Origin of the sequence: Enterobacter sp. AN-K1, assembly GCF_020971765.1 — a bacterium.
GTDB classification, from domain to species: domain Bacteria; phylum Pseudomonadota; class Gammaproteobacteria; order Enterobacterales; family Enterobacteriaceae; genus Enterobacter; species Enterobacter hormaechei_C.
Map to the genome: position 1 here is coordinate 1,640,404 of NZ_CP087390.1, position 11,752 is coordinate 1,652,155.

General features: G+C 56.0%; 11 protein-coding genes. 3 read left to right on the forward strand and 8 right to left on the reverse strand.

Annotated features, from left to right (window positions below; all coding sequences use genetic code 11):
- Nucleotides 1–46 precede the first annotated feature (46 nt).
- From ubiU to LOC22_RS07890, 3 genes are all read left to right on the forward strand, one after another.
- Nucleotides 47–1,042 carry a ubiquinone anaerobic biosynthesis protein UbiU gene (gene ubiU, locus LOC22_RS07880; RefSeq protein WP_003861773.1) on the forward strand — a complete coding sequence of 332 codons (996 nt, stop codon included), beginning with the start codon at nucleotides 47–49 and terminating at the stop codon, nucleotides 1,040–1,042.
- Between the two features lie 7 nt (nucleotides 1,043–1,049).
- Nucleotides 1,050–1,928 (forward strand): U32 family peptidase, encoded by an 879-nt coding sequence (locus LOC22_RS07885; RefSeq protein ID WP_230239480.1) that lies wholly within the window; start codon nucleotides 1,050–1,052, stop codon nucleotides 1,926–1,928.
- A gap of 78 nt (nucleotides 1,929–2,006) precedes the next feature.
- On the forward strand, nucleotides 2,007–3,014 hold the full coding sequence (locus tag LOC22_RS07890) for a luciferase-like monooxygenase (RefSeq protein WP_032672051.1): 1,008 nt from the start codon (nucleotides 2,007–2,009) through the stop codon (nucleotides 3,012–3,014).
- A 100-nt stretch (nucleotides 3,015–3,114) separates the two neighbouring features.
- On the opposite strand, the gene mtr is transcribed toward LOC22_RS07890, so the two are convergent.
- The 8 genes from mtr to rbfA all read right to left on the reverse strand — a co-directional run bounded on the left by mtr (nucleotide 3,115) and on the right by rbfA (nucleotide 11,731).
- Nucleotides 3,115–4,359, reverse strand: coding sequence for a tryptophan permease (gene mtr, locus LOC22_RS07895; protein ID WP_015571971.1), 1,245 nt, complete (start codon nucleotides 4,357–4,359; stop codon nucleotides 3,115–3,117).
- A gap of 142 nt (nucleotides 4,360–4,501) precedes the next feature.
- Nucleotides 4,502–6,397, reverse strand: coding sequence for a DEAD/DEAH family ATP-dependent RNA helicase (locus tag LOC22_RS07900; RefSeq protein WP_003861780.1), 1,896 nt, complete (start codon nucleotides 6,395–6,397; stop codon nucleotides 4,502–4,504).
- The gene (gene yrbN, locus LOC22_RS07905) at nucleotides 6,390–6,470 is read right to left on the reverse strand and encodes a protein YrbN (RefSeq protein ID WP_097397692.1); all 81 of its coding nucleotides are present in this window, start codon (nucleotides 6,468–6,470) and stop codon (nucleotides 6,390–6,392) included. The genes LOC22_RS07900 and yrbN overlap by 8 nt, the downstream gene beginning before the upstream one ends.
- A gap of 107 nt (nucleotides 6,471–6,577) precedes the next feature.
- Nucleotides 6,578–7,462 (reverse strand): lipoprotein NlpI, encoded by an 885-nt coding sequence (nlpI, locus tag LOC22_RS07910; protein ID WP_017693920.1) that lies wholly within the window; start codon nucleotides 7,460–7,462, stop codon nucleotides 6,578–6,580.
- A 109-nt stretch (nucleotides 7,463–7,571) separates the two neighbouring features.
- Nucleotides 7,572–9,710: a polyribonucleotide nucleotidyltransferase gene (pnp, locus tag LOC22_RS07915; protein WP_063931792.1), complete on the reverse strand. Its 2,139-nt coding sequence runs from the start codon at nucleotides 9,708–9,710 to the stop codon at nucleotides 7,572–7,574.
- A gap of 242 nt (nucleotides 9,711–9,952) precedes the next feature.
- Nucleotides 9,953–10,222 carry a 30S ribosomal protein S15 gene (gene rpsO / locus LOC22_RS07920; protein WP_003861789.1) on the reverse strand — a complete coding sequence of 90 codons (270 nt, stop codon included), beginning with the start codon at nucleotides 10,220–10,222 and terminating at the stop codon, nucleotides 9,953–9,955.
- Between the two features lie 154 nt (nucleotides 10,223–10,376).
- A complete protein-coding gene (truB, locus tag LOC22_RS07925; protein ID WP_062933417.1) occupies nucleotides 10,377–11,327 on the reverse strand; it encodes a tRNA pseudouridine(55) synthase TruB in 951 nt (316 codons plus the stop codon).
- Entirely contained in the window at nucleotides 11,327–11,731 is a 405-nt protein-coding gene (gene rbfA / locus LOC22_RS07930) for a 30S ribosome-binding factor RbfA (RefSeq protein WP_003861793.1), read from the reverse strand. The genes truB and rbfA overlap by 1 nt, the downstream gene beginning before the upstream one ends.
- Between the last annotated feature and the right edge of the window lie 21 nt (nucleotides 11,732–11,752).

Genomic DNA, 11,752 nt, shown 5'->3' on the forward strand with positions numbered 1-11,752 from the left:
TTAACATTTTTTACGATCCCTGCGATCGACAACATCGGGATAAATTATGGAGCTGCTCTGCCCTGCCGGAAACCTTCCGGCGCTTAAGGCGGCCATCGAAAATGGGGCCGATGCGGTCTATATCGGGCTGAAAGATGATACCAACGCCCGCCATTTTGCGGGTCTTAACTTTACGGAGAAAAAGCTTCAGGAAGCCGTTAACTTCGTTCACCAGCACCGGCGCAAACTGCACATCGCCATCAATACCTTTGCCCATCCTGATGGCTATGCCCGCTGGCAGCGCGCCGTGGATATGGCGGCCCAGCTGGGCGCAGATGCGCTGATCCTGGCTGACCTCGCCATGCTTGAGTATGCGGCAGAACGTTATCCGCATATTGAGCGCCACGTCTCTGTTCAGGCATCGGCCACCAATGAAGAGGCCGTGCGTTTTTATCATCGACACTTTGACGTAGCCCGCGTGGTGCTGCCGCGCGTGCTCTCTATTCATCAGGTTAAGCAACTGGCGCGCGTCACGCCAGTGCCGCTGGAGGTTTTTGCCTTCGGCAGCCTGTGCATCATGGCTGAAGGCCGCTGCTATCTTTCTTCCTATCTCACCGGGGAATCGCCAAATACCGTCGGCGCCTGCTCGCCTGCCCGCTTCGTTCGCTGGCAGCAAACGCCGCAGGGACTGGAGTCGCGCCTGAATGACGTGTTAATTGACCGCTATCAGGACGGTGAAAACGCGGGGTATCCGACACTGTGTAAGGGCCGCTATCTGGTGGACGGCGAGCGCTACCACGCGCTGGAGGAGCCCACAAGCCTCAACACGCTGGAATTGCTGCCGGAACTGCTGGCCGCCAATATTGCCTCGGTGAAAATCGAAGGCCGCCAGCGCAGCCCGGCCTACGTGAGCCAGGTGGCGAAGGTGTGGCGTCAGGCCATCGACCGCTGCATGGCGGACCCGCAAAACTATGCTCCACAAGCGGCCTGGATGGAGACGCTCGGCGCGATGTCTGAAGGCACCCAAACTACGCTCGGCGCGTACCACCGTAAATGGCAGTGAGATAATCATGAAATATTCATTAGGGCCGGTGCTTTACTTCTGGCCAAAAGAGACGCTGGAAGATTTTTACCAGCAGGCGGCTAACAGCAGCGCCGATGTGATTTACCTCGGCGAAGCGGTGTGCAGCAAGCGCCGCGCCACCAAAGTGGGCGACTGGCTGGATATGGCGAAAAACCTGGCCGGCAGCGGCAAGCAGGTGGTGCTCTCGACGCTGGCGCTGGTACAGGCGTCCTCTGAACTGGGCGAGCTGAAGCGCTACGTCGAAAACGGTGTGTTCCTGCTGGAGGCGAGCGACCTGGGCGTGGTAAACCTGTGCGCCGAGCGTAAGCTACCCTTTGTCGCCGGACATGCCCTGAACTGCTATAACGCCGTAACCCTGCGCCTGCTGCTCAAACAGGGGATGACCCGCTGGTGCATGCCGGTTGAGCTCTCCCGCGACTGGCTGGCCAACCTGCTCACACAGTGCGAAGAGCTGGGCATTCGCAACAAGTTTGAAGTGGAGGTTCTGAGCTACGGCCATCTGCCGCTGGCCTACTCTGCCCGCTGCTTCACCGCACGTTCCGAAGATCGCCCGAAAGACGAGTGCGAAACCTGCTGCATTAAGTACCCGAACGGCCGCAGTATGCTGTCGCAGGAGAACCAGCAGGTGTTTGTCCTCAACGGCATTCAGACCATGAGCGGTTACGTCTATAACCTCGGCAACGAACTGGCGTCAATGCACGGGCTGGTGGATATGGTGCGTCTTTCGCCGCTTGATACCGGCGTTTTCGCGATGCTGGACGCCTTCCGCGCCAACGAAAACGGCGCCTCGCCGCTACCGTTGACCGCAAACAGCGACTGCAACGGTTACTGGCGACGTCTCGCCGGGCTGGAATTGCAGGCGTAAAAAAGGCTCACTTTGTTAACAACGGTTATCATTTTTTAATGCAGTATTAAAGATTGACCGTCGACAAAGTGAGCTGTTATGACTGACAAAACCATTCCGTTTTCGGTGCTGGATCTGGCGCCGATCCCACAAGGCTCCTCGGCCAGAGAAGCCTTCACGCACTCTCTCGATCTTGCTCAGCTTGCCGAAAAGCGCGGCTATCACCGCTACTGGCTGGCGGAGCACCACAATATGGTGGGCATCGCCAGCGCCGCCACCTCGGTGCTGATTGGCTATCTGGCGGCGAATACCACCACTCTGCACCTGGGCTCCGGCGGCGTGATGCTGCCGAACCACGCCCCGCTGGTGATTGCCGAGCAGTTCGGGACGCTGAATACCCTTTATCCGGGCCGTATTGATCTAGGGCTTGGCCGCGCGCCGGGCAGCGACCAGCCGACCATGCGCGCCCTGCGTCGCCATATGAGCGGCGATATCGATAACTTCCCGCGCGATGTGGCCGAGCTGGTGGACTGGTTTGACGCGCGGGATCCGAACCCGCACGTGCGTCCTGTGCCGGGGTACGGGGAAAAGATCCCGGTATGGCTGTTAGGCTCAAGCCTGTACAGCGCGCAGCTCGCCGCTCAGCTGGGGCTGCCGTTCGCGTTCGCTTCCCACTTCGCACCGGATATGCTGCATCAGGCACTGCATCTTTATCGTACGCACTTCCAACCGTCTGAACGTCTGGAGAAGCCGTATGCGATGGTGTGTATCAATATCATTGCCGCCGACAGCAACCGCGACGCGGAATTCCTGTTTACCTCTATGCAGCAGGCGTTTGTGAAGCTGCGTCGCGGCGAGACGGGCCAGCTGCCGCCGCCGGTAGAGAATATGCATCAGCTGTGGTCGGCCTCCGAGCAGTATGGCGTGCAGCAGGCTCTGAGTATGTCGCTGGTGGGTGATAAGGCGAAAGTGCGTCACGGGCTGGAGGCGGTGCTGCGTGAAACCCAGGCGGATGAGATTATGGTTAACGGCCAGATTTTCGATCACCAGGCGCGTCTGCATTCGTTTGATTTGGCGATGCAGGTGAAAGAGGAGTTGGTGGGGTAGTTTTTTGCTTTGCCCGGTGGCGCTTCGCTTACCGGGCCTACATTCTTTTCTCCCTCTCCCATGGGGAGAGGGCCGGGGTGAGGGGTTCAGACCGCACGTTTTACTGATACACAGGCAACAGATTAAAACTCGACAGCACGTGGACCACCGCGTTGCCGATACCAAATACCAGAATCAGCGCAATCATCGGTTTTCCGCCCCAGACGCGGAATTTCGGGCTGCCGAAGCGCTTACGTGATTTGCGCGCCAGCAGCGCCGGTACAATCGCCGCCCAGATGGTGGCCGCCAGTCCCGCATAGCCGATGGCGTACAGGAAACCGTTCGGCCACAGCAGGCCGCCCACAATCGGTGGCAGGAAGGTCAACAGCGCGGTTTTGAAGCGCCCCATCGCAGAGTCATCAAAACCAAACAGATCCGCCAGGTAGTCAAACAGGCCCAGCGTCACGCCGAGGAATGAGCTCGCCACCGCAAAGTTAGAGAAGACCACCAGAAGCAGATCCAGGCTGCGGCTGTTCAGCACGCCGCTCAGCGCCTGTACCAGCACATCAATGTTACCGCCCTTCTGCGCAATGCCGATAAATTCCGGACGCGGGATGTTACCCATCGTCCCCAGCAGCCAGATCACATACAGCCCCAGCGCCAGCAGCGTGCCGTAAACCAGGCATTTCACGATGGTGCGCGGATCCTTGCCGTAGTACTTCATCAGGCTCGGTACGTTGCCGTGGTAGCCGAACGACGCCAGACAGAATGGCAGCGTCATCAGCAGGTACGGCGTGTAGGAGGTGTTCACTTCGGCAACGTTAAACAACGTGGCTGGCGTGACGTGCCCCAGCAGGCTGCCGAAGGTCAGAAAGAAGGTGATGACCTTTGCGCCCAGCACGATCGCCGTCATGCGGCTGACCGCTTTGGTGCTCATCCAGACGATAAACGCCACGACCAGCGCGAAGCAGAGACCCGCCAGACGCGCCGGAACGTTCAGCGACATCTCTGAGAAGGTGTGATGCAGAATCGACCCGCTCGCTGAAATGTACGCGTAGGTCAGGATATAGAGTACAAACGCGATGGACAGCCCGTTCACCAGGTTCCAGCCTTTGCCCAACAGATCCCGGGTGATGGTGTCGAAGCTGGAGCCAATGCGGTAGTTCAGGTTTGCTTCAAGGATCATCAGCCCGGAATGGAGCATGCAGAACCAGGTGAAAACCAGCGCCGCCAGCGACCAGAAGAACCACGCACCGGACATGACCACAGGCAGGGAAAACATCCCGGCACCAATGATGGTTCCGCCGATGATCACCACGCCGCCAAGCAGCGAAGGTGACGTTTGGGTGGTGGTTAGTGTTGCCATGCGGCCTTATCTCCAGTGAAAAATGTGGTTCTGCATTTTAGTGTGTTGCACTGTACCAGTACAAGAGTACAAAAGGAATAAAAAAAGCCCCGATAGCAACTATCGGGGCTGTATATTTTACTTTACGTCAGAAGCGAAAGGCTTACGCGTCACCGAAACGACGACGGCTGGCGCCTTCTTCACGGCGTGGACCACGGTTTTCGCGGCGCTCACCGGAGAAACGACGGCCTTCACCACCGCGACCTTCGCTGCGACCGCCTTCACGACGCTCGCCACCGAAACCGCGACCACCGCCACGACGTTCGCCGCCACGGTCAGGACGTGGCTGTGCATCGCCCAGCAGCTGCATGTTCATCGGCTTGTTCAGGATGCGGGTGCGAGTAAAGTGTTGCAGCACTTCGCCCGGCATGCCTTTTGGCAGCTCGATGGTGGAGTGGGAACCGAACAGCTTGATGTTACCGATGTAACGGCTGCTGATGTCGCCTTCGTTAGCGATCGCGCCAACGATGTGACGAACTTCAACACCATCATCACGGCCCACTTCAATGCGATACAGTTCCATTTCGCCAGCGTCACGACGCTCGCGACGTGGACGGTCTTCACCACCACGCTCTGGACGGTCACCGCGTGGACCACGGTCGTTACGGTCGCCACGACGTTCGAAACGATCGTCACGGTCACGGAACTCACGCTTAGGACGCATCGGCGCATCAGGTGGCACGATCAGGCTACGTTCGCCCTGCGCCATTTTCAGCAGTGCTGCGGCCAGGGTTTCCATGTCCAGCTCTTCGCCTTCAGCAACAGGCTGGATCTGGGACAGCAGCGCACGGTACTGATCCAGATCGCTGCTTTCCAGCTGCTGCTGTACTTTCGCGGCGAATTTTTCCAGACGGCGTTTGCCCAGCAGTTCTGCGTTTGGCAGCTCGGCTTCTGGAATGGTCAGCTTCATGGTGCGTTCAATGTTACGCAGCAGACGACGCTCGCGGTTCTCAACGAACAGCAGCGCACGGCCTGCACGACCCGCACGACCGGTACGGCCGATACGGTGAACGTAAGACTCGGAGTCCATTGGGATATCGTAGTTTACAACCAGGCTGATACGCTCAACGTCCAGGCCACGTGCTGCCACGTCGGTTGCAATCAGGATATCCAGACGACCGTCTTTCAGACGCTCAAGAGTCTGCTCACGCAGGGCCTGGTTCATGTCGCCGTTCAGCGCTGCGCTGTTGTAGCCGCTACGCTCCAGGGCTTCAGCCACTTCCAGGGTCGCGTTTTTGGTACGAACGAAGATAATCGCCGCATCAAAATCTTCCGCTTCCAGGAAACGCACCAGCGCTTCGTTTTTGCGCATGCCGTATACAGACCAGTAGCTCTGGCTGATGTCCGGGCGAGTGGTCACGCTGGACTGAATGCGCACTTCCTGCGGCTCTTTCATGAAGCGGCGGGTAATGCGACGGATCGCTTCTGGCATAGTTGCAGAGAACAGAGCGGTCTGATGACCTTCCGGGATCTGCGCCATGATGGTTTCTACGTCTTCGATGAAGCCCATACGCAGCATTTCATCGGCTTCGTCCAGTACCAGACCGCTCAGTTTAGAGAGGTCCAGGGTACCGCGCTTCAGGTGATCCAGCAGACGGCCCGGCGTACCGACAACAATCTGTGGACCCTGGCGCAGGGCGCGTAACTGCACGTCATAACGCTGGCCGCCGTACAGGGCTACCACGTTTACGCCGCGCATATGTTTAGAGAATTCCGTCATAGCTTCAGCAACCTGAACAGCCAGTTCACGGGTTGGAGCCAGGACGAGGATCTGCGGCGCGCGCAGGTCCGGATCAATGTTGTTCAGCAGCGGCAGCGAGAATGCTGCGGTTTTACCGCTACCAGTCTGGGCCATGCCCAGCACGTCACGACCAGAAAGCAGGTGTGGGATACACTCAGCCTGGATCGGAGATGGTTTTTCGTAACCCAGATCGTTAAGGGCTTCAAGGATAGGAGCCTTCAGGCCCAGATCTGCAAAAGTGGTTTCGAATTCAGCCATGTAGTACAAGTGCCTCGATATTAATGGCGGCCAGTCTACTTAGCTCATCGTGAAAATGATTAGCAATTTTCATTGAAAAGTGTGAACCGGCTCAAATTAGGTGTATTGACGAACAACAACGCCCTCACCAGTGAAGGTGATGGCAATCAAAAGATTACGGGCTGATGTTTATGTCGTCAGCTATTGCTGGTCCGATTCTGCCAGGTCGTCTTGCTCCTGGCCCAAGAGCGATAATTCCAACAATGCATAACGGTGCTCAACGAAGTTATGTACGTTGTTAGCAACCGCTAATTTGAACAGTGCCGTAGCGCTGTCCATATCCCCCAGACTTAGGTAGTACTTACCTAAATAGAAGTTGGTTTCACTGAGATGCTCAGCGAGCGAGGTGTTATCCGTTGCGTCCGCCTTGAGGCGTTCCATCAGCGTTGCTTCGCTAATGTTGCCCAGGTAGAACTCGACAATGTTCCATCCCCACTGTTCCTTGTCCGATTTATCGAAGCGCTGTTTCAGTGCTTCTTTGGCCTGCTTCTCATCGAGCTTCTGCTCAACGATGTAAAGCCACAGGCTGCGGAAAGGATCATTAGGATCGTCTTGATAAAACGCCAGCAGATCATCTTGCGCTAACTTATCACGACCGCCGTAATACAATGCGATACCGCGATTCAAGTGCGCGTAGTTGTAAGTTGGATCAAGCTCAAGTACAGAATCAAACGCTTCATAGGCAGCATCAAAATTGCCTGCCTGCGTTAAATAAATGCCTAAGTAATTGAATACTTCAGGCATATCAGGTCGAATCGCCAGCGCTTGTGAAAAATCATTTCGCGCCAGTGCCCTCAGACCGAGACTATCATACAACACTCCGCGCTCATATAAAAGCTGTGCGCGTTCGTCATCGGTTAAAGCCCGACTGGCAAGTATTTGTTCCATGCGTGCCAGAATGACTTCCTGCTGCAAAGTCGGTTGCAATGGCACTGCGAGGACTTCGCTCTTACGCCAGGCAGAGTTGCTGCATCCTGCCAGCGTTAAAGCTGTCGCAACGAAACACCAGCGCAAAAAAGGCTTCATTTCCCACTCCCGAAGACAACTATTGATGAACGTCCTGTCCCCCGGCGGCTTAACAAGGCGTCCTGCCTGATAATAAGCCCTCCGCCTGCGCGGAGGGCAAATGGCAACCTTACTCGCCTTGCTGTTCAGCAGCCGGGGCTTCCGGTGCCGCAGCAGGCTGAGACTGCTCGGTTGCTTCTTTAATGCTCAGACGGATACGGCCCTGGCGGTCAACTTCCAGAACTTTCACCGGTACTTCCTGACCCATTTGCAGGTAATCGGTCACTTTCTCAACGCGCTTGTCAGCGATCTGAGAGATGTGTACCAGACCTTCTTTACCGCCACCGATGGCAACGAATGCGCCAAAGTCAACGATACGGGTCACTTTACCATTGTAGATACGGCCCACTTCGATTTCTGCCGTGATCTCTTCGATACGACGGATAGCGTATTTCGCTTTCTCGCCGTCGGTTGCTGCGATTTTCACAGTACCGTCATCTTCGATTTCGATGGTGGTGCCCGTTTCTTCGGTCAGTGCACGGATAACAGAACCGCCCTTACCGATAACATCTTTGATCTTGTCTGGATTGATCTTGATGGTGTGGATACGTGGAGCGAACTGAGAAATATCACCACGCGGCGCATTAATCGCCTGTTCCATCACGCCCAGGATGTGCAGACGCGCACCTTTAGCCTGGTTCAGAGCAACCTGCATGATCTCTTTGGTGATACCTTCAATTTTGATATCCATCTGCAAGGCAGAGATACCGTCACGGGAACCCGCTACTTTGAAGTCCATATCGCCCAGGTGGTCTTCGTCGCCCAGAATGTCAGACAGAACAACATAGTTGTCGCCCTCTTTCACCAGACCCATTGCGATACCTGCAACGGCGGCTTTAATTGGCACGCCTGCATCCATCAGCGCCAGAGAGGCACCACACACGGAAGCCATAGAAGAGGAACCGTTGGATTCGGTGATTTCAGACACCACACGTACGGTGTACGGGAATTTGTCTGCTTCTGGCATCACTGCCAGCACGCCGCGCTTCGCCAGACGACCGTGACCAATTTCACGACGCTTCGGTGAGCCAACCATACCGGTTTCGCCCACAGAGTACGGAGGGAAGTTGTAGTGGAACAGGAAGCTGTCAGTACGCTCGCCCATCAGTTCGTCGATGATCTGTGCGTCACGTGCGGTACCCAGGGTCGCGGTTACCAGCGCCTGCGTTTCACCACGGGTGAACAGCGCAGAACCGTGAGTACGTGGCAGTACGCCAGTACGCACGTCCAGACCACGGATCATGTCTTTTTCACGGCCATCGATACGCGGCTCGCCTGCCAGGACGCGGCTACGAACAACGTTTTTCTCGATGGCGTGCAGGATTTCGCCAATCTCGTTAGCGTCCAGCGTTTCGTCTTCGGCAACCAGGGTCGCGGTCACTTCAGATTTGATCACATCAACCTGAGCATAGCGCTCCTGTTTGTCGGTGATGCGGTATGCGTCGCTCAGACGAGATTCTGCCAGTGCAGCAACGCGTGCGTTCAGCGCGTCGTTGGCCGCTTCTGGCTGCCAGTCCCAACGTGGTTTACCGGCTTCTTTCACCAGGTCGTTGATGTTCTGGATAACGATCTGCTGCTGCTCGTGGCCAAATACCACAGCGCCCAGCATCTGATCTTCGCTCAGCAGTTCAGCTTCGGATTCAACCATCAGAACCGCTGCTTCAGTACCGGCAACAACCAGGTCCAGCTTACTCTCTTTCAGCTCTTCCTGAGTTGGGTTCAGTACGTACTGGTCGTTGATGTAGCCAACGCGCGCGGAACCGATTGGGCCATTGAATGGAATACCAGACAGTGACAGGGCCGCAGATGCGCCGATCATAGCAACGATGTCCGGGTTAACCTGTGGGTTAACGGAAACAACGGTCGCAATAACCTGAACTTCGTTTACGAAGCCTTCCGGGAACAGCGGACGAACCGGGCGGTCAATCAGACGCGCGATCAGGGTTTCGCCTTCGCTTGGACGGCCTTCACGACGGAAGAAGCCACCCGGGATTTTACCGGCAGCGTAGGTACGCTCCTGGTAGTTAACGGTCAGTGGGAAGAAGTCCTGACCTGGTTTAGCTTTTTTCTGGCCAACTACGGTAACGAATACAGCGGTGTCATCCATGCTTACCATAACGGCAGCAGTAGCCTGACGCGCCATCATGCCGGTTTCCAGCGTGACGGTATGCTGACCATACTGGAATTTACGAACGATCGGATTCAGCAAAATTCTGTCCTTTCTTAAATGTTTGAAAGCACACCTCAGGTGTGCTGACGATTTAACCCGACCTTCTTCGCATCCTCGCGACTAATGACAACCGACACCCCCATGGGTGAAGCCTCTCATTAGCCGCGCGAACCTCTGCAATGAAGATCATTTATAGCAACAATACAATAGTTTCCATTGAATTGCTGCCGTCTGGTTGAAAAAAGGGGCCATCAGGCCCCCTTTTCTGAAACTCGCAAGAATTAGCGACGCAGGCCCAGACGCTCGATCAGCGCGGTGTAGCGTGCAACATCTTTACGCTTCAGGTAGTCGAGCAGTTTACGACGCTGAGAAACCATACGCAGCAGACCACGACGGCTGTGGTGATCTTTTTTGTGCTCTGCAAAGTGACCTTGCAGGTGGTTAATCTGTGCAGTCAGCAGTGCAACCTGAACTTCGGTAGAACCGCTGTCGTTAGTACCACGACCAAACTCAGAAACGATTTTAGCTTTAGCTTCAACGCTTAGAGACATTTTCAAACTCCAAAGTATAAAGAATGTAAGGATGCCGATCTCTAATTCAGCTATCCCATGTACGCCCCGCAGATTGTTAAACAATTTACCAGGCGTTAAGCGGCGATATTCTACTCGTCTCCCCTGCTTATCGCAAGGTGAGGCGTTATCACCGTCACGCTTCGACCGGATAGTCGACGACCAGACGACGCGGCGCAACACGCCCTTCGCCGTCCATTTCGCCCATACCGATGAATTTCCCTTCGTCACCTTCCGTCACGCGTACCAGGCCCTCAAGCGGCGCCCCCGTTGTGCGAACCGGGTTTCCGTTCTTAAAGTAAACGGACGATGTTAAAGGAAGATTAACAACCGGGAAGTCCACTGCCGGACTGTCCATTGGCATCAGCAGCGGGTCCAGCAGATCGGCCGGCGCAACGCCCTGCGCTTGCGCCTGCTCAACCAGGGCGTGCAGATGCTCAAGCGTCACCATGCGTTCGACCGGATATTTGCTGACCGCCAGACGACGCAGATAAATCACATGCGCGCCGCAGCCCAGCTTTTCACCGAGGTCATCAATGATGGTGCGGATGTAGGTCCCTTTCGAACAGTGTACTTCCAGCTCCAGTTCATCACCTTCGTGGCGAATGAACAGCAGCTCATACACGGTAATCGGACGAGCTTCGCGCGGTACCTCAATGCCCTGACGCGCATATTCGTAGAGCTTTTTGCCCTGATATTTCAGCGCCGAATACATCGACGGCACCTGTAGCGTATCACCACGGAAGCTGTCCAGCGCCGCATCAAGTTGCTCTGCGCTGAAGGTCACCGGGCGCTCTTCCACCACCTGGCCATCTGCATCGGAGGTATCCGTGCGCTGGCCCAGTTTGGCGATCACGCGGTAGCGCTTATCCGAATCCAGCAGGTACTGGGAAAACTTTGTCGCTTCCCCCAGGCAGATCGGCAGCATGCCGGTTGCCAGCGGATCCAGCGCGCCAGTGTGTCCTGCACGGTTGGCGTTATAAATACGCTTCACTTTTTGCAGCACGTCGTTGCTGGATGCGCCCTGTGGTTTATCCAGCAACAGCACGCCATGCACGTCACGACCGCGACGACGAGGACGACTCATCAGTCCTCCTTGCTGTCGTCCGCCGGGTTAACACGACGCTCATCGTCATGTTTCACCACGCTGGTCACCAGGTTGGACATACGCATACCTTCAACCAGCGAGTTGTCGTAGAAGAAGGTCAGCTCTGGCACGATACGCAGGCGCATCGCTTTGCCAAGCAGAGAGCGGATGAAACCAGAGGCTTCCTGCAACGCTTTAATGCCGTTCTTCACGGCGTCTTCATCCTGGTCATTCAGGAAAGTTACAAACACTTTGGCGTACGCCAGGTCGCGGGACATTTCCACGCCAGACACGGTGGTCATCATACCCACGCGTGGATCTTTGATTTCACGTTGCAGAATGAGAGCGATCTCTTTCTGCATCTCCTGCGCGACGCGCTGTGGGCGACCAAATTCTTTCGCCATAATAAATTCTCCAGACAAAAA